This window comes from Mycobacterium sp. BK086, from assembly GCA_004362315.1.
Lineage (GTDB): Bacteria > Actinomycetota > Actinomycetes > Mycobacteriales > Mycobacteriaceae > Mycobacterium.
In genome coordinates, this window is sequence record SNWL01000010.1 from 107,813 (window position 1) to 125,476 (window position 17,664).

17 protein-coding genes are annotated in these 17,664 nt (G+C 63.7%); 12 read left to right on the forward strand and 5 right to left on the reverse strand.

Annotation, left to right across the window (positions count from 1 at the left end):
• The first annotated feature begins 2 nt into the window (after nucleotides 1-2).
• From EV580_RS32355 to EV580_RS32370, 4 genes are read left to right on the forward strand one after another with little or no spacing between them, the layout of a single operon-like run.
• Nucleotides 3-1,376 carry an NAD-dependent succinate-semialdehyde dehydrogenase gene (locus tag EV580_RS32355; protein WP_133696915.1) on the forward strand — a complete coding sequence of 458 codons (1,374 nt, stop codon included), beginning with the start codon at nucleotides 3-5 and terminating at the stop codon, nucleotides 1,374-1,376.
• 15 nt (nucleotides 1,377-1,391) lie between these two features.
• Nucleotides 1,392-2,441: a 2,3-butanediol dehydrogenase gene (locus EV580_RS32360; protein ID WP_133696917.1), complete on the forward strand. Its 1,050-nt coding sequence runs from the start codon at nucleotides 1,392-1,394 to the stop codon at nucleotides 2,439-2,441.
• A 37-nt stretch (nucleotides 2,442-2,478) separates the two neighbouring features.
• The gene (locus tag EV580_RS32365) at nucleotides 2,479-3,252 is read left to right on the forward strand and encodes an SDR family NAD(P)-dependent oxidoreductase (protein ID WP_108055225.1); all 774 of its coding nucleotides are present in this window, start codon (nucleotides 2,479-2,481) and stop codon (nucleotides 3,250-3,252) included.
• A gap of 24 nt (nucleotides 3,253-3,276) precedes the next feature.
• Nucleotides 3,277-4,335, forward strand: a complete 1,059-nt coding sequence (locus EV580_RS32370) for an LLM class flavin-dependent oxidoreductase (protein WP_133696918.1) — start codon at nucleotides 3,277-3,279, stop codon at nucleotides 4,333-4,335.
• Nucleotides 4,336-5,360: 1,025 nt separating this feature from the next.
• Here EV580_RS32370 and EV580_RS32375 read toward each other — a convergent pair.
• Nucleotides 5,361-6,260: a hypothetical protein gene (locus EV580_RS32375; RefSeq protein ID WP_132163781.1), complete on the reverse strand. Its 900-nt coding sequence runs from the start codon at nucleotides 6,258-6,260 to the stop codon at nucleotides 5,361-5,363.
• Nucleotides 6,261-6,722: 462 nt separating this feature from the next.
• A complete protein-coding gene (locus EV580_RS32380) occupies nucleotides 6,723-7,001 on the reverse strand; it encodes a hypothetical protein (RefSeq protein WP_133696920.1) in 279 nt (92 codons plus the stop codon).
• Between the two features lie 786 nt (nucleotides 7,002-7,787).
• Here EV580_RS32380 and EV580_RS32385 point away from each other — a divergent pair.
• On the forward strand, nucleotides 7,788-8,450 hold the full coding sequence (locus EV580_RS32385; RefSeq protein WP_166654988.1) for a sensor domain-containing protein: 663 nt from the start codon (nucleotides 7,788-7,790) through the stop codon (nucleotides 8,448-8,450).
• Nucleotides 8,451-8,592: 142 nt separating this feature from the next.
• Here the strand turns inward: EV580_RS32385 and EV580_RS33990 are convergent, their stop codons facing one another.
• On the reverse strand, nucleotides 8,593-8,907 hold the full coding sequence (locus tag EV580_RS33990) for a DUF4333 domain-containing protein (protein ID WP_158279031.1): 315 nt from the start codon (nucleotides 8,905-8,907) through the stop codon (nucleotides 8,593-8,595).
• Nucleotides 8,908-9,441: 534 nt separating this feature from the next.
• Entirely contained in the window at nucleotides 9,442-10,905 is a 1,464-nt protein-coding gene (locus EV580_RS32395) for a neutral zinc metallopeptidase (protein ID WP_132163785.1), read from the reverse strand.
• Nucleotides 10,906-11,206: 301 nt separating this feature from the next.
• Between EV580_RS32395 and EV580_RS32400 the strand changes: the two genes are divergently transcribed.
• The 4 genes from EV580_RS32400 to EV580_RS32415 all read left to right on the forward strand — a co-directional run bounded on the left by EV580_RS32400 (nucleotide 11,207) and on the right by EV580_RS32415 (nucleotide 12,549).
• The gene (locus tag EV580_RS32400; RefSeq protein WP_133696926.1) at nucleotides 11,207-11,554 is read left to right on the forward strand and encodes a hypothetical protein; all 348 of its coding nucleotides are present in this window, start codon (nucleotides 11,207-11,209) and stop codon (nucleotides 11,552-11,554) included.
• A 105-nt stretch (nucleotides 11,555-11,659) separates the two neighbouring features.
• Entirely contained in the window at nucleotides 11,660-11,845 is a 186-nt protein-coding gene (locus EV580_RS32405; RefSeq protein ID WP_133696927.1) for a hypothetical protein, read from the forward strand.
• Nucleotides 11,846-12,036: 191 nt separating this feature from the next.
• Nucleotides 12,037-12,282, forward strand: a complete 246-nt coding sequence (locus EV580_RS32410; protein ID WP_133696929.1) for a hypothetical protein — start codon at nucleotides 12,037-12,039, stop codon at nucleotides 12,280-12,282.
• Between the two features lie 78 nt (nucleotides 12,283-12,360).
• Entirely contained in the window at nucleotides 12,361-12,549 is a 189-nt protein-coding gene (locus tag EV580_RS32415) for a hypothetical protein (protein WP_133696930.1), read from the forward strand.
• On the opposite strand, the gene EV580_RS32420 is transcribed toward EV580_RS32415, so the two are convergent.
• Nucleotides 12,550-13,002, reverse strand: a complete 453-nt coding sequence (locus EV580_RS32420) for a hypothetical protein (protein ID WP_133696932.1) — start codon at nucleotides 13,000-13,002, stop codon at nucleotides 12,550-12,552.
• 450 nt (nucleotides 13,003-13,452) lie between these two features.
• On the opposite strand from EV580_RS32420, the gene EV580_RS34405 reads away from it, so the two are divergent.
• From EV580_RS34405 to EV580_RS32430, 3 genes are all read left to right on the forward strand, one after another.
• On the forward strand, nucleotides 13,453-13,614 hold the full coding sequence (locus EV580_RS34405) for a hypothetical protein (RefSeq protein ID WP_286171964.1): 162 nt from the start codon (nucleotides 13,453-13,455) through the stop codon (nucleotides 13,612-13,614).
• Between the two features lie 5 nt (nucleotides 13,615-13,619).
• Nucleotides 13,620-13,973 carry a ParB/RepB/Spo0J family partition protein gene (locus EV580_RS32425; protein ID WP_286171988.1) on the forward strand — a complete coding sequence of 118 codons (354 nt, stop codon included), beginning with the start codon at nucleotides 13,620-13,622 and terminating at the stop codon, nucleotides 13,971-13,973.
• A gap of 280 nt (nucleotides 13,974-14,253) precedes the next feature.
• A complete protein-coding gene (locus EV580_RS32430) occupies nucleotides 14,254-17,376 on the forward strand; it encodes a hypothetical protein (RefSeq protein ID WP_133696934.1) in 3,123 nt (1,040 codons plus the stop codon).
• The last annotated feature ends 288 nt before the right edge of the window (nucleotides 17,377-17,664 follow it).

Sequence of the window (17,664 nt, forward strand, 5' to 3'; positions counted from 1 at the left end):
CAATGGCAAGCAAGTACGCCACCGTCAATCCCGCTACCGGCGAACTCATCCGAGGCTTCGAGACGATCGCTGACGCCGACGCCGAGAAGGCGCTCATCCGGGCGCACGAGGCCTACCTCGACTGGCGCAAAGCCGACCTCAAAGAACGCGCTGCCGTCATCGGACGGGTTGCCGATCTGTTCCGGCAGAACGCCACCGAGCTGGCCCAGCTGATGACCCTGGAGATGGGCAAACCCGTCACCCAGGCCAAAGGTGAGATCGAACTGTCTGCGTCGATCTTCGAGTACTACGCCACCAAGGGGCCAGAACTGCTCGCCGACGAAGTCCTCGACATCGCCGGCTCTGGTAAGGCGGTCGTCCGCACCGCACCGATCGGGGTGCTGCTGGGGATCATGCCCTGGAACTTCCCGTACTACCAGGCCGCCCGATTCGTCGCACCGAACCTGTTGCTGGGCAACACCATTCTGCTCAAGCATGCGGCCAACTGCCCGCAACAAGCGCTACGCCTAGCCGAGATGCTGGAGCTCGCTGGTGCCCCGGCCGGGGTCTATCAGAACGTGTTCGCCACCACCGACCAGGTCGCGACGATGATCGCCAACCCTGTGCTGCAGGGTGTTTCGCTGACCGGCTCCGAGCGCGCCGGTAGTGCTGTGGGTGAACTCGCCGGTCGGCACATGAAAAAGGCGGTGCTGGAACTCGGCGGCTCGGACCCCTTCATCGTGCTTCCCGGTGCCGACATCGACAACGCGACAACGGCCGCGGTAGCAGGCAGATTCGGCAACGCCGGACAGGTGTGCACCTCATCGAAGCGGATGATCGTCGAATCGTCCGTGTTCGGCGAATTCCTGCACGGGTTCGTCACCAAAGCCCGCCAATGGCAGCTCGGCGATCCGACAAACGCAGACACCAAGTTGGGACCGATGGCCTCACTCGCCGCGCGCACCGATCTCGTCGGCCAGGTCGAGGACGCCATCGCCAAGGGCGCCACAGTTCACCTCGGCGGCGAGATTCCCGACGGTCCTGGCGCCTTCTATCCGGCAACGGTGCTCACCGGGGTCACACCGGAAATGCGCGCCTACCGCGAGGAACTCTTCGGGCCGGTAGCCGTTCTCTATCAGGTTGATTCGGTCGACGACGCCATCGAGATGGCCAACGACTCACCGTACGGGCTCGGCAGCGCAGTGTTCACCGGTGACCTCGAGCAGGCCGACGACGTCGCCGATCGACTCGACGTCGGCATGGTGGGCGTCAACACCACCGTCAAGAGCGCGCCGGACCTGCCGTTCGGCGGAGTGAAGAACTCCGGCATCGGCCGCGAACTCGGCCGCTTCGGCCTCGACGAGTTCGCCAACAAGAAGCTCGTTCGCACCCTCTAAGTTCGGGAGACCACCATGCGCGCCGCCGTGTACTACGGAAACCACAAACTCGAGATCGAAGACGTACCCGAGCCGACCCCCGGCGAAGGGCAGGTCAAGGTCCAGGTCAGCCGCAACGGGATCTGCGGCACCGACCTGCACGAGTACTACGACGGGCCGATTTTCATCCCACCCGATCAGCCGCACCCATTGACCGGTAAAGCAATGCCGGTTGTCATCGGCCACGAATTCTCCGGCGTAGTAACCGAAGTCGGCGGCGGAGTCACCGCAGTAGCCGAAGGTGACCGCGTGACGATCGAACCCATCTACCGGTGCGGCCACTGCCGTCCATGCCGACGCGGCCAGTACAACCTGTGCACCTCAGTCGGCTTCCATGGCCTGATGGCCGACGGCGGGATGGCCGAATACACCGTGGTCCCGCAGAATCAGGTTCACCGGCTACCTGACAGCATCCCGCTGGAGATGGGCGCCCTCGTCGAGCCGATGTCGGTGGCCTACCACGCAGCGGTCCTCGGCGAAGTCACTGACCAAAGCCGCGCCCTCATCTACGGCGCGGGACCGATCGGCATCGGGCTGTGGTTCGCGCTGCGCGGCATGGGGTTGACCGAGATCGACGTCGTGGAGCCCTCCCCGACCCGCCGGAGGTCGATCGAGGCCCTCGGCGCGCGCACCCTCGATCCCACGGCCGTCGACGTCGCCGACCTGATCGCCGACCGCACCAGCGGCGACGGGGTCGACGCCGCCTTCGACGCCGCGGGCGTGGCGCCGGCCGTCGAATCGGCACTGGAATGCATCGGTGAGCGCCGCCCACTGATCAGCGTCGCGATCTACGACAAACCGATCACGACACCGCTGATCAACCTCGTCCTGCGGGAGCGCCGGATCCAGGGCACCATCTGCTACACCGGCGACGACTTCCGTGCGGTCATCGCGCTGATGGCCCAGGGCCACTACGACACCACCGGCTGGGTCGACACCATCCCGATGAGTGGCGTTCTCGAACAGGGCTTCGAGGCGCTCCGGGCCGGACGAAAAATGAAACTCCTCGTCGACCCAACCGGCTGATGCCACAACACCATTCACCCATCCCAAAGGAGACATCATGACCGTCGCACACGTCACCGGCGCCGCTCGGGGCATCGGCAAAGCCATCGCCCTCAGACTGGCCCAGGACGGCCATGACCTGGCCGTCTCCGACCTCCCGTCGATGAAGGACGAGCTCGCCGTCACCCGCAAAGAGCTCGAAGAGCTCGGCGCCCGAGCCGCCGCCCTCACCGGCGACGTGTCTGATCCCGATTCGGTCCGACGACTGGTCGCCGACACCGCAGCCGAACTCGGATCGCTCGACGTGATGGTCGCCAACGCCGGAATCGCCCAGACCAAGGCCCTTCTCGATGTCACCCCCGAGGAGTACGACCAGGTGCACGCCGTGAACGGACGCGGAGTCTTTCTCTGCTACACCGAGGCGGCGCGACAGATGATCAAACAGGGCACCGGCGGCAAGATCATCGGGGCGTGTTCCATCGCGGGGCACAAAGGCTTTCCGCTACTCGGCGTGTACAGCTCGTCCAAGTTCGGGGTTCGGGCGCTGACGCAGTCCGCGGCCCAGGAATGGGCGCAACACGGAATCACCGTCAACGCCTACTGCCCGGGCATCGTCGACACCCACATGTGGGTCGAAGTCGATCGCGACCTCGGCGCCATCAACAACGTCGGGGAAGGCGAGTCGATGAAGGCGATGGCCCTGGGCATCACGTTGGGCCGAGTCTCCACCGGCGAGGACGTCGCCGCGTTCGTGTCCTACCTGGCCGGCCCGGATTCCAACTACATGACCGGCCAATCCCCTCTCATCGACGGCGGAATGCTGTTCACCTAGGCCATCCCAACGCAAGGAGACGTCATGAACACACCACAACGGCCTGAGCTTCCGACGTTCGGGCTTTGGTACGACTTCCGCAATCCTCAACGGTGGCGGAAACCGGCCGGTGAGTTGTACCGCCAGTCAATCGATCAGGCGGTGTGGGCCGAGCAGCTGGGGTTCGGTTCAGTCTGGTTGAGCGAGCACCACTTTGCCGATGATCACTACGCGTCGTCGCCGCTGATGATGGCGGCCACGCTGGCTGCTCGGACGTCGACCATGCGGATCGGGACCAACATCATCGTTGCGGGCCTGCACAACCCGGTCCGCCTCGCCGAAGACGCCACCGCATTGTCGCTGTTGTCCGGCAACCGATTCGATCTCGGCGTCGGATTGGGTTACCGCGAACTCGAGTTCAGCGGTTTCGGCCGCACGGTCAAGCACCGACCTAGCCTTCTGGAAGACGCCATCGCGATCATCCGCCAAGCGTGGACCGGCAGCGCCGACGGCTACGAAGGCAAACGACTGTCCCTTCCCGCGCTGCCAGTGACGCCCGTCCCCGAGGTCGCCCCCCGCCTGCTCGTGGGTGCGCAGTCACCTGTGGGCATCGATCGGGCCGCCCGCGCCGGCGATGGTGTCATCACCCTGTCCAACGATCACTGCCAGGTTTACCTCGATGCACTGCAACGCCACGGCCGCAACCTCGATGAGGGCCGCATCTACGCCAGCCAATGGACCATCATCGCTGAAGATCCCGACCGCGTGTGGTCGCAGATCAGCGAGAACGTGCTCTATCAGATGAACAAGTACATTGAGTGGGGCTCGTTCGAGGGCCCCGACCAACCGTCGCAGTACACGAGCTCACAAGCCGTGCTTGACTCCGGCGCGTACCGGCTGCTGGACGCGTCGATGGCCGTCGACGAACTTGTCGCGCTGGCCACCGCATACCCACAGATCCGTGACTTCCACTACTGGGTGCAATTCCCGGGCGAGTCAATCGAATCCGGCTCCGAGCGCATCCAGTACATGGCCGATAGGGTCATTCCGGAGGTGACCCGCCGGCTCAGCGCAGTCGAACAACGAGTCGGTGAACCAGTTTAGATCGCGTACACGCGCACAAGTGTGTCTGTTGTGGAGCACTGGGGCACAACTGAACCCGGAACTCTCGGCCCTCCGGAGTCGCCACGCCTCGGTGCCGTTATTGCTCTCTTCACTGAAATGGTATTACCACCGCGGATCTGGCACGACATACCGCCGGCTAGAGGACCATGTCGGTCGTCCTCGCAGCGGCAAACCGGGACGGGCCGAAAGTCCCCCTAGTACCCGTCAAATGCCTTGCGGCGTAGCGACGCGCCAACACGACCAACCAGTCGAAGCGAGAGGGTCCCAGATATCTCGTCGTAGAGCGGCCCAGGCGGCGCCGGCACGCGCGGCGCGTATGGCAATGGCGACACGAAGCTGCGTGCCTGGAACGATCGTGCGGAAGCTGATAGCAGTGGAAATCAAGCTGGTGTGGCCGCTTGGCTCGATGGTGATTTGGCCGGTGTAATCGCGGAGAGGCAAGCCGGATAAGAGCTTGTACTCGAGTCTTGTCGGCGGTTCGAAACCTGTGTCTCGTGCGCGGATGGTCCGGCTCCACATATGTAGAGCGCCAACCGCACCCACACCGCGCTTGTCGGGGCTTCCCGGATGGTTCTAGGGCAACGGCGCGTGCGGGCGTCCATTCAGGCATCCGTTCGTGATCGGAGAAGACGTTCCAGGCGGTAGCGGGGTCGACGGTAACCCGGGCGAACATCGTTGTAGTGGGGGAAGCGTCCGACCACACCAGATAATCACGATGTGATACCGGAGTCGAGAACGGCGCTGCGCCCGATACAAGCCCGGGACCAATGGTGGGCCTCGATGCTCAATGAAGCACGCCACCCGATCACGTCGCAGCCCCACGGCCGGTAAGAGCGCCTGGCCTCCTACAGCACCCTAGCTGATCTACGTGCGTGGCGGCACGGGAGAATACGGCGGAATCGAATATGGCGGGTTACCAGTGATGTCGAAAACGACTATGACGAAACAGGTTCCGTCGAGGCTCCCGGATCCCCAGCGCCGACTTCCGCTCAGCGGGCCCAGCCTCAGTGCGGGACCAGGTCGAATCTGATTGAGTCACCAACAGGAAGAACGATCACGTGGTCGCGTCCCTTCTGCCAGTACGCAGGAACGATCACGTACTCCTGTGCCGTCCGAATGAGCAAGCGCAATCCGGAGTACTGGACGTGATATCGATTGTCCGCGCCGATAATGGAGTCTGACTGAACGCCGGGTCCCGCGATCGCTAGTCGATTCGCGCTATACAGCACCAAATCGCTACTCGTTGACGACCGCAGAGTGTTGGCCTTGTCTTCGCCCTCGCGATGACCACTGGCGCCGACATAGAGGTCGGTAACCCACAGCACGCCGGCCAATGCGAACGCGGCCACCATCATCGACCACAACGGATCGGTCGGTTGGGCATTGCCGCCAGCCGGCGCCAGAATTCGTCGACCCACGCCCACAGCGACGGCCATGCCCATGACCGCGATCGGCAAAGGGTAGCCTCGCGAATACGCCGCAGTGGGCAGGCGCGAGATTCCGTTCAGCACCACTATCGCGCACATGACGATGACGACGCCGATCGCGATGGTCGTCATTCGTTTGATGCGACCTCGCTGCCGGATGAGCGAAACTACTCGGTCCAACCGCTTGACGAGGGCGAGAACCGCGAGAATCGCCAACGCGCACAGGACGACTGGCGGAAGTGTCGCGTTCAGGCTGCCAACGACATAGTCGCTGGTCGAGAAGCCCAGGGAATTGGCGTCAATGCCAAAGTAGCCATATACCGCACTGACGTGCACCCGCCCGAAGAAATACAGCAGCGCGGTGATCAATGCCGCCTGCGACGCGATCGCGGTAAAGACGGTGATGACAACGGGTTTGGATACCGGGGGCGCAGCCGGGGACAGAGCCGCTGTTTCTGCTTCCCGTTCGGCGGACATGGTGGGGACTACCTAGTCGAGCTGCTCGTCGGCACGCCGGACGTTGGCGACGGGGCGGCGGAACCTGTCCTTGTCGTGGGCGTGGGCGTGGGCGTGGCAGGAGTAGTGGTGGTCGTTGAAAGTGCCGGAGGTGTCGTGGTGTTCGACACCGTCGACACTGACGCGACCGGTGGCAAGGGGTCGCCGCCCGTGGCGACGGACGCCGCTGATGTCGTAGCCGTTGTCGCCGGCCTAAGGGGTGTATTGGACACTTGGGGCGTGATCGGTCCGCCTCCGCATCCCACGAGAACCGCTAGGCCGAGGCCGATCACGGTTGCCGCGGCCACTCTCGCTGAAGTGTGCACGAAGAGCAAACAGCAATGAATTTCCATGATCCTCTCCCCGTCGCTGCAGAACTGCGGCGCAAGGCACACGCCTTCAACCACGCTAATCATCATCGTGAGTGGTCACGTCAGTAATGCACTACTCAACTTCCAGTCCAATAATCAGGTGGCCGATCAACCTCCGGAGCGGAAGATCGCACGAGGCCCCGATGATGAGAACTCCGCCGCCGTCGTCGTTGCCGCAGTGCGACTTCACGTCAGACGACACCCCTAATGCGCTGCGCATTCGATGATCCAAATCGCAGGTATGCTGCGGCGTCGAACTGGCGGTGTCTACGTCGTAGGTGTCGGCATTGGCTGCGATCAACGCGTGGATGGAACTCATCGGCTTGTGGACGATCCTTTTCTCGCCATCCATCGCCGTGAAGCTACCGCGGTGGGATATTCGACACCGTCCTCCTAGCCGAGACGCGCAGTCATTATGTGGCAGAACATATTTCGGCCATGCTCTCATGATGCTGGGGAGCGTTCTCGGCAGAGGTAGCAGGTGACTTCTCCAGGTCGACAGGACAGGAGGATGTGTCGGTCTCCACTTGACGTCTACGGTGTGAGGGCGACCCGGAGACGCGCGTCAGTGGAGAAGATCCAGCCGAGCTACTCGATTCGGCGAACGATTGGATGGCCGCTCTCGTCAAAGACCCGAGTACCGACGTGGCCCAACATATGGGTGCGTTCGCCATTCTCGATCGCCGGAGGGCCCTTTGCCCCCTACGCCGAGGACCTCGAACACGCCCAGAACGATCCGCTGAAGCCCACGCCAGAGCAAGTCTAGCCAAGGGGGTGCGGGAGCGCCGATTTGCAGCATCGATCCATTTTGAGCCCACACCTAGGCAAGAATTGAGGTCTGCGCGTCCTGGTTGAGAACAACGCACTGAGCTGGTCGGCCTGCAGGCCGGGTGATGGCAAGAACACGAAAGGATCTGCTGTGGTCACCCCTCCGTCACCGTTGCCCCCACCAGGTTCCGGCGGTGGGCCGTGGCCACCCGCCCAGCCCGCCACAGCGGCGGCAGATTGGGCTCCCCACGCCGTGGCGTCTCCTCGACCCCGATGGCCGTGGGTGGTTGGCGCCGGACTCGGGGCGGTCCTTCTCGCGACCGCCGCCATATCCGGAATTCACTGGGCAATGGCGCCGAGGAAAGGAACGGTGCAACTCGCCGACCCCGCCGGCAATCCGAGCGGATCCGCGGGACTCCCCGCACCGACGATTACCGCACCAGCACCGTCGACGACTGCGCCGCTGCCGGTCCCCGATGGTGCTCAACTGACGGCAATGCTTCCCGATGCCGCAACGGTGAGCGGAATCCTCGGCCTCCCCATGCGTCCCGACCCAGCACAGGGCGGCATCGGGCGGTTCGGCAACTGGGGCGCCGCCCCGCCCGAGTGCGGCGGGTTGATGCCGGCCAACAAGCCGGTCTACGACGCGACACCGGCCCGCGACACCGACACCGCTGTCACGTCGATGTTCGACGACACCACGCATCTGGCCCTGTACGAGGCCGTGACCAGCTTCCCAACCGCGCGGGACGCCCGCGACTTCATCAATGCTCAGGCCCAAGTGTGGCCGCACTGCCGAGGAATGGCGATCACCATCGGTGGGGTTTCAGAGACGTGGCCCAACATCGAGGTCAATCATGACGGCGACACCCTGAACGCGAAGATGCGCCTGGCGTCCGGGACCGAGAGAAGCCAGCAACGACTGCTGGCGGTGCGCGGACTCTTGGTCATTGACATCACGGTTGTCGGTATCGGCGCCGACCAGGTCAAAACCCAGGCGTTGGCCGCAGCCGTCAAAGACCCGCCACGCTGAGGGAGGTGCACCGGGTGATCGAGTGCACGCGGCGCCCGTCGACCGTCTAGCGTCGCATCCAGGTGCAAGGCAATCCATCTCCCCTCTTCCCCCGGCGGCGTTCCTTGCGACGGCTGCAGCGCGAGGCGTCGTCGACGCCAGGTCACTGTGGCCGGGTAATCGTGAAAGTCCCGGCATCGTCGGTGAACGTGGCGGTGAGTTTGCGGTGCGCACCGTCGACCGTGACATCGCAGGTGAACGTGCCGCCCTGTTTTATGGCCGGGTTCTTACCGTCATTGCAGGTGACGCCCGTGACGTTGGTCAGCCCATAGCCGGTGGTGCTATCGGACAAGATTGCGGCGACATCGTGGTCGGCGGCGGCGATATCAAGGGTGTGGCTGCGCAGAAAACCCGGTGCCCACAGCCCGGTGATGAGGAAAACGCCGACTCCCAGCGCGGCGATGGCAGCACCGATCACGAGGCGCGGATGTGGGTTCGGGCCGCCAGGAGCGGATGCGACGTGGCCGGCAGGACTGAATCCGGTCCAATGACCGGCCGAGGTGTGGGGCGGATAGGGCCGGTGGACCGGCGCGACCCACGGCGGTGCACCGGTGTCGGGGGGGCGGGGTGCGGCCGAGGGTAGGGGGTTGTAGTGCGGTCCCGGTCTGGGAGGGGCTGGAGCTGGTGGGCGGCGCGGCACGGCCGACGGTGGTATCACCTCGGTGCGCTCTGGGTCGGCTGCGCCAGCCGGGTCGGGGGGCCGGTGTGAGCGTCCGGGGGCCCCAAGTCCGGCAGCCCCATGTGTGGGTGTCCACGCCGGCGCGGGCTGCGGCGGGTTGCCCGCTGATGGGCGCAGTGTTTCTGCGGGGACGGTCGCCTCCGTGGGGGACACCTCTGGCTCGTTTCCCGGATCTGGTGTCGGTGCGTTCATGGTCACTCCCCACTCGGTGATAGCGCGGGTCGCGGTGCGGTCCAATCTATCGGTGTCTGTTGTCGGTGTGGTCGTGCTAGGTCATTGGAAGTGTCCAAAACACTGGTCGGGGTCGTCGATCAACAGCCCCGCGCGGTAGGCCGCGATGCGGGTGAATCCGGCCGGAACCGTGGCACCGTTCACGTCGCTGGCGACCAGCCCGTTGGTCAGCAGACCGGCAATAGCCTGGTCGATATCGCCGGCGATCAATGTCACCCCGTCGGCCGTAGCCGACATAGAGTCCGGCCGGGCCATATGCCGTTGTGCTGCGCCGGTCAGACAGGCGGTTCGCAGTCCGGTGATCGCCCGATCGAGCGGAAGGTTACGAGCGCGTTGAAGGGCAAGGACGTAACGGGAGGACACCACCGACCATGCGGTGTTCGGGCCCTGGACCAGTTTCACATCGTGCGCTTCATCGGCGGGCGCGCCGAGTCGTTGGAGGGCGGGCAGATCAACGGCGACGGTGTTGGTCTGCGGGCAGTACGACGCCGGCGTCGTTGCTTGAGCGTTCGCGCACGCCGACGGATCGAACGACAAGGTCGGACGAGACGAGGGCGAGAAAAAGGCGTTGAGTTGGTCAATCAGATCGGTCACGGTGTCGCGATCGACGGGGCGCTCGTTACTACGCAGATCACGGCGAGACCCGGCCTGCAGGGCGATCGGAAGCCCTGCGCGACGTCGATCGATCTGGTCCATATCGATTGCGACGCAGGCGGCTGGCCCGGAGGTGAAGCCGGTCTGGAAGGCGGCGACGCGATCCAGCGCGGTGCCGTGGCCCTCTTCGGGATCGTCGAATTTGGTCAGGATCGGATCACGGATGGTGATCACTCCGGCGAGCAGGGTGTTGAGCCCGTCGCCGGTGCTCAAGGTGAAGCGCGCAGAGTTGCCTTCGGCAACCCAGCGCAGGTACACCCCGGCCAGGCAGTCGGCCTGCTGCTCGATCACCAGGACCGGGGCGGCGCGGGTGACGAAGCTCCCCATGCCCTGGACCGCGTGACCGTACTCGTGGGCCAACACCCCGACGATCCCGTCATCGCCGAAGTACCGCTTAGCGGTGGGAATGAAAACACCACGGTCCCAATAGATTGTGCGATCCGGTCGGCAGTACATGGCATTGACCAAGTCGTACGAATTTTCCCCACACACGTCAGGTCCCAGAGGGTTGTTCGCGTCGTAGGACACCGCACCGGCGACCGGATTGAAGGCACCGCCGAACACCGGGCCGTAATGCTGTTTCCAAAAATCCTGCACGTCGTCGAGGGACTGTTCAGCCAAGGTGTCAACGGGGTCACCCTGACTGCCCTGCGCCCGGGTCGTCGGAGCGGGGGCATCAGGGCGAAGGCCGCTGGGACCATTCGTGACCGGAAGCCCCGCAACACCGAACGGGTCATCCAGCGGTGCGACCACTCGGCCGCGGACCGGGCTCGCGCAGCCACTGACAGCCAAGGTCACCACCGCAACCACGGTGAGCAGTCGCCGGCTCAATCGACTGCTGGTCGATGCCATCTCGGTCTCCCCCGAACCCCACAGTCAGTCGCCCCGCGCCGGCCGGCATGCCTTCGACTCATCGCACGACGGCCGGCATAACAGACCGCAGTCCACTGTATTCCAACCGCCCCGTGACGAAGCGCGCCTTCGCCAGCTACCCGAGACTCTGCGGCCCAACCGCGGCCGCCCTTCGGTAGCCGAGGAGCACGCGACAGGTGCCGGGCGTCGGATCCAGGCGTTCTTCGGCATGCGGCCGCCGGTGTGAAACCGGCTGAAATTGCCGTCGGGTCAGTGGCGCCGACCCCCATAAAATCAATGGGTGCAAGACCGCACCGACGCCTCACCGCCGGCGGACCACCCGCTATGTTCGGGCCCCGCCAGCGCGCACAGGATCGCGACGTGGGCGCTTCCGCTGGTGGTTCAGCCCGTCCTGGGGATCGCGATCGGCCTGCAGCGCGCGTTGGCCGCGTTCGGGGTTACCGACCCCCGGGACCGGATCGGGCCGACCCTGGCCGCAGCGGCGGCCGCAGGTCTCGCGGTAGGGGTGGCAATCCTGATCAGACGCTCCCCCGCAGCCCGGATGCGGGCATTAGCCATGAGTCTGCTGGCTGCGGCGGTGACCGTTCCGTTGAGTGCCGTCGGCTTTGCCGTCCTGCTGTACGAATGAGCCCGGTATGTTGACGCCGCAACCCGTTTCACCGTACGAGCATTCGGCCCCGCAAGTTATTTCGCCGCCGCCGTCAACGTGTTCCTCGGCACGACCATCGCCTGGGTGTCGTGTCCGTTCCTCATCCTTTACCTGTACTTCGGTCCGATGCTTGCCATCGACGTGGTCGCCGCGGTGGTCTTGATCAGCCTGAACGGTCTCGCCCGGCAGGTCGGCCGAGGCTTGAGCATCGGTCTGATCTCGGTGCCACTCTCTACCGCGACCGTCTGGACTTCCTACCTGATCGCCTAGCTGCCTAGCTGCCGAGGTGCCGAGCAGGCCGGGCCGGAAACGTCCGCTGGGTGCGGCTTTCGCTGAACGCCTCGTACCCTGCGGCGGAAGGGAGTCCCTGCCTGACGATGCCCCGCACATCGGTGCCGAAGACCCACCGGCCAGAGAATTTGGTGCATCCCACCGCTGTTGGTCGGCTTTAGGCTCGGAAGATGTCCGTTGACTGGGTTTTGATCGGCAAAGTCGCGGTGTTGTCGTTCAACGGGGTGGGGCTGATTGTTCTGGTCGTCAACTACTTTCGTCGCCGCCGCAACGGCGTGACGCCGTGGAGGCCGCCGAACTCCCTCATCCTTGGCTACGATGCGCCGCGGGTGCAGATCGAACATCCGACGAGACCTTCGGACACCGATGGTCAACTCCCGCCGCCGGACTGTCCTCGATCCGGCCCGCACGCGTGAGTCAGAAGCTCACGGCAGCCGACGTAGTCCTCGGCGCCGTGACGTCAACCGGCCGGCCGGCTCAACGCTCACTGCGCCATGACGATTCACCACTCTGGCCAACCGCGCAGGCGCACCGTGCCCGGTGGGGCCGCCGGTGGCCGGGTGCTGCTCGGTCTGGTCGGCGCCGCCGGCATCGTGACGCTCGCCTTCACGGCGGTCTTCCTCATCGCCACCGCCGCACAACAATCCTCACCACCTGAAGTGCTCGGCGTGATCGCCGGGTGATCACTGAGCCCGGGAAAGTCGTTGATCCGCCTCGTATTCGAGGCGCAGCAGATCGAGTTCGCGCAGTCCGGGATCGGCAAGCGTCGCCCGAAGTTCGGTGACGATAGTTGCGATGGTGCCCCTCGGCACGCCCGGATAGGTGATCGCGAGCTGGGTGATCAGCGTGTCCATGGCCGCGTAGTCGGCTGCCTGCGCGCTGCGCTCATCACCCACGTGCTGACGGTGATCCGGTGTCACCGCCAGACGGTGCTCGAGGCGGTGTGCGTCGTAGACGGCGATGATGTGCTCCGCGGTGGCGTCGGGCTGGTGTCGGGCCACAGCGGTGAGGGCAGCCCGTGTCGCCGGCCCCACCCCGACCCCGCTCCGAGGCGGTTGGCCGCACACGAGCGCGCAGTGCAGCAACACCTTCAGCGCCGTGGCGTCGATTCCGCCTTCGCGAAACTCGGATAACACACCACGACTGTACGAGCTGCCGATTATCAGCAGATGACCGGCGTGTACCCATGAAGCGACCAACACGAGGTTGTTGTTGCCCCAGCAGGGGATTGTAGGTATCGGTGCCCAAGTCGGCCTCGGACCGCGGCGGCGGCGAGGTCACTGCGGTCGCATCGGTGTCACCAGTGCGAAATCTCGAGACCCCCATTCCGGCGGATTCCAGTCTTATTTCCTTCTGGCCCTCCGATTCTAGGCCGGCGCCGGCTCACGGCAAGGCCACCGGCGGCGCTGCGCTTGGCCTTCGGCGCGGAAACTTTTCCGGCCACTCGCTGCGCTCGCAGCGCAAAACCTTCCGCCCGGAACCTGGCCGCTCCCTCGGCATCACCGGCCTGAGATATCCAGTGCCAGAAGGCAAAAAGAACGGGCGGCACCTCACAACGCCGATCCCCCTATGAGAAAGGTACGGACATGACCGACACCATCACCACCGGAAACCACAACGTTGCCGGGTACGACGCCGCGACGCTGGAACATCTGGACCCGCACACCCTCGTCCTCGAGACCAATGTTCGCGACAACATCGACATCGACGGCCCGTTCGTCGCCAACTCAAAGAACACGGGGTACTGATCCCCATTTCCGCCGTCCGCGCCCCCAGCGGACAGGTCGTGGTCCGCGTCGGCCAGCGCCGCACCCTAGCCGCCCGGAAGGCGGGATTGACCAGTGTCCCCGTTTATGTCCGGCCCGCCTCCGACGGCGACGACACCGCCTACCTGGTGGCGCGTGTCACCGAGCAGATCGTCGAAAATGACCACAGCCGAGAACTCGGCCATGCGCAGCGCGCCCGGGGCATTCAACAACTGCTCGACGCAGGCGTATCGACCACGAAGGTCGCTCAGATTCACCGGACTAAGCTAACGGCCGGTTCGGTGTTCTCCGCCGCAGTTAGTCGCCTTTATGCCCACCGGATGTTCCTGAGGGCGTCCTAGAACGGCGAACGCCCTCAGGACATGCCCTTGCCTCCTCCCTCGTCCTGTTGGTGCTGAGGAGCACAATGACCGGATGCCGAGAAGCCCAACGCCTGCACAAGCGCGCGCTGAGAGGCAGCACAACTTGCGGCAGGCCCCCAGCCGTGGTGTAGCAGGCGTTTCGGTACTGGTGAGCTGATGGCGCTGCGTAGACATGAGTCGTCGATCGCGTTCTGCACAGCACTGCTCAAGACCGTCACAAGTCGGGTCCGGCCAAACCGGCGCGAAAGGTGCTATCGACATGTCCGACAACGATGAAGACGTCGTCGCTGAGCTCAAAGATTTCGACCTTGATGACCCACTCTTGGAGCCTCCGAGCGTCGTTGTGTCGCCGCTTATCGATCCGCAGCTTGAGTACCTTCCGATTGATCAAATGTCCTGGGAAAACTTCGAACGGCTGCTTCTTCGAGTAGCCGAAGATATCCGCGGCCTTCATTCGGTCATGAAGTTCGGTAATCCCGGCCAAGCCCAGAAGGGTCTCGATGTCATCGGCGTCAACGCTGACGGGAAGGCTGAAGGCATACAATCGAAGCGCCGCAAGAGTTTTACCGCGAACGACCTCGATGCCGCGGTTGAGAAGTACACGACGGCAACACTTTCTTTCCCGCTTGTTCGACTTGCAATCGGGTCAAGCAAACCAATGGCCGAGCGGAAGATCGTGGAGCATCTGATTGATTTGAACGTCACTCTCGCGCCGCTAGAAATCGAGATCTGGGACCAGGACAAGTTGTCGCGAATGCTGCGACCCTTCCCGCAGATCGTCACCGAGTTCTTCGGCCAGGCCACTGCCGCTCGATTCTGTACAGAACACAATGTGATCACGGTGGAAATCGCTGGTGAGGCCGCAGTAGCGACTGCCGATGCTGTGTCCCGAGGACCATTAACGACCGTGAACGGTCGCCAGAAGGTAGAAGAGGCCCGGGTGATTGCATCCACGAATCCCGCGGCAGCACTCGCGATATACCGGGATGTCCAATCGAGTCTAACCGCGGCAGGTTTCCCGGCACACGCAGCAGAGTTCGACGAGCGGGTTGCGCACCTGCTCGTTGCGACGGGTGCTGAAAAAGACGCGGTCGACGTCATAATGGCGCGTCTTTGGGTGGCGGAGCGCAGCGATGATTCGCTGAGTGCGCAAGTCGCTGCCCGGACTCTCAAGTCATTGGCTGGGTTCTCCGATCTGGACTTCATTAAGCCGACGGAGGATTCCTCGGCGTTGTTGGTCTCCGCCGCACTTGTCGCAGAATTCGTGGCAGAGAATCTCCATCAGCCGGTGCCGACGGAGTTGGATTTGCCGGTCGAGTCTACGTGGCATCTGACACCCGAAGATCGTGCTCAGACAGTACTTTTCGCAGCTGAGCGTGCCCTATGCGACGACGACCTCGACTGGCTCATTCGCCAGAAGGATCTAATGGCCAGCAGCGCCTCCGAAGTAGCCTCCGTCCGTGACGATGTTGCATTGAGGCTTGAGTTGGCCATCGCCGAGTCAACCGGTGAATGGAATGACTTGCTCCACAGAGCGCGGACCACGACTCGCAGAGACCTTGGCGCGCTGACGCTAGCCCGATACGCACGTTACACAATGTGGCGGGGCGACTACTTGGGGGCCGACAGGGCGTGGGAGGAAGCGATCAATCACGCCTGCCTATCCCACCGAAACGAAGATGCAATCGACTGGCTCTACAGCAGACGATTGATTGTCAACCGCCATGCCCCCGTGCATGAAGATGAGTGGCACCCCTTGGCGCGCTCGCTGTCGAACCTCACATCCCGACCCCGGTTGGTCACGTCAACTTCGACGTCTCGTGAATACGCCCTTGCAGCGCTGCACCACGGAAAGGAGCGTGTCGCAGCCATCAACTTGCGGCGTTACCTCTGTGATGCGATCCGCTCCGGAAATCTGGTTGACGAGATCGACGCACGTGGATTGCTCGGCGATCTGTACGCCAAAACCAACGAGATGCAGCTAGCAGCCCGACAGCTCATCTTGGCCCACGACTACGAATCCGCCCGGTCCGTCGCTCGAGACCTCGGAGATACCTTTTTGGACGTGTCTGACCTGGCGGAAAGCCCCGTATCATGGGTTACGGCAACAGCTTTCGAATTTACTGCAGGGCAGGCCGACGTTGTACCCGACGATAAAGTCGATAGGCTCGTCGGCACAGCACTCGCGGCAATACAAGACGTCCAGTCGGAACGGCGTGTTGATTCGCCAATCTACAGCCCGCAGATCGTACGGTCCGCCTACAACCTGATCGGCGAGCTATCTGAACGTTTGAATCACGACCACGCTGCGTCGGTGCTGCAGAGCCTCAGCGATCATGTGACAGCTAGGGAGCATCACTACTGGATGACCGACGAAAGTCACATCCGGATCGCCGCCGGCATCGCCTTGACAGCAAGTGAAGATCTTAAAGTGGTTGCGCTGGAACACCTGATGGGTCTGTACGAGCGGCGAGCGCACCCCTTCAGTAACACCGCCATAGATGCGCTAAAGGCCAACATGGACAAGGTGCAGGCCCACCTCCAGCGTCTTGCTGATAATGACCACCACGATGCTGCTGCGCTGCTGGCGACGGTTGACGAACGACAGATCAGGGAGGAGGACTCCCGGGCCGCTGCTCAACGACTGCAGCGTCCCAGTACCAATTCCGCGGGACGGTACGCGGAAGGAACACGGGCAATCAATGACTCCTTGCTTGCCCGCGATTTGTCTCCGGATGAGCGTGCCGCCTGCATCGAGGCACTGCTTGTGAAAGCGCGATCGCCATTCGAGAGCTCGGGCAACCGCCATACGTACTTCATGGCTGTGGCAAATCTGTCCAAAGGGATAGCGGAAGAGCGCCGCCAGGCTTTCCTCGCGGACGTCGTGGACTTCGTGAAGAACCCGCCTCCGTCTCAGCCGGACATTCTCAATGCGTCGATGACTAGTCCGTTGGGAATGATGCGTTGGGATGGGAATCTAGATAGCCGACCATCCGCTGTCCTGGCAGGCGGCTATTTCGCCCACGACGACGGTGAAAAGGGGCTAATTCGAGACCTTGCGTTCCGGCTGATTGGCATCGCAGGTGATCAGGATTACTACTTGGCCCAGTCGTTGCAAGTCCTCAAGGTGGATCTCGCTGAAATCGCGCCGATGCTGGCGCAAGCCGGTTGGGCTCTACGCAGCGTTGCAGCGATCGCTTGGGCCTCGACGGCGACGATCGCACCCGAAGTCGGCGAAAGATTGGGCGCCGACTCCGATGCCCGCGTTCGCCGGTCGCTGGCGACCGCTCTCAAGCAGAGTCCCGAAGCCCGCACCGCCAACGTGCGCGCGAAGCTGGCCAGCGATCCTCGGTGGTCCGTGCGGTCCATTCTTGCTGACTGACGGTCGCTCGCAGTCATCACGAGCTCACCAGGTCTTGCGGCGGCACAGGTAGCCTCAGGAAGTAGGCATGGACACATCTTCACGACAACCGTGATGCGATCACCGCCGCCCTCGGAACGAGCGTCAACTGGTGTCCTGTGTGCGGAATCCGCCTGCGCGCTGGATGATCGGGGCGGCACACGCCGGGATCCAACTGCGGAACTTCCGACTTGCCGATCTGGGCGAGCATTGATCCCGATGCGACGTACAGACCGATCTAGAGAGCGGGGCGGCAAGTATGTATACACG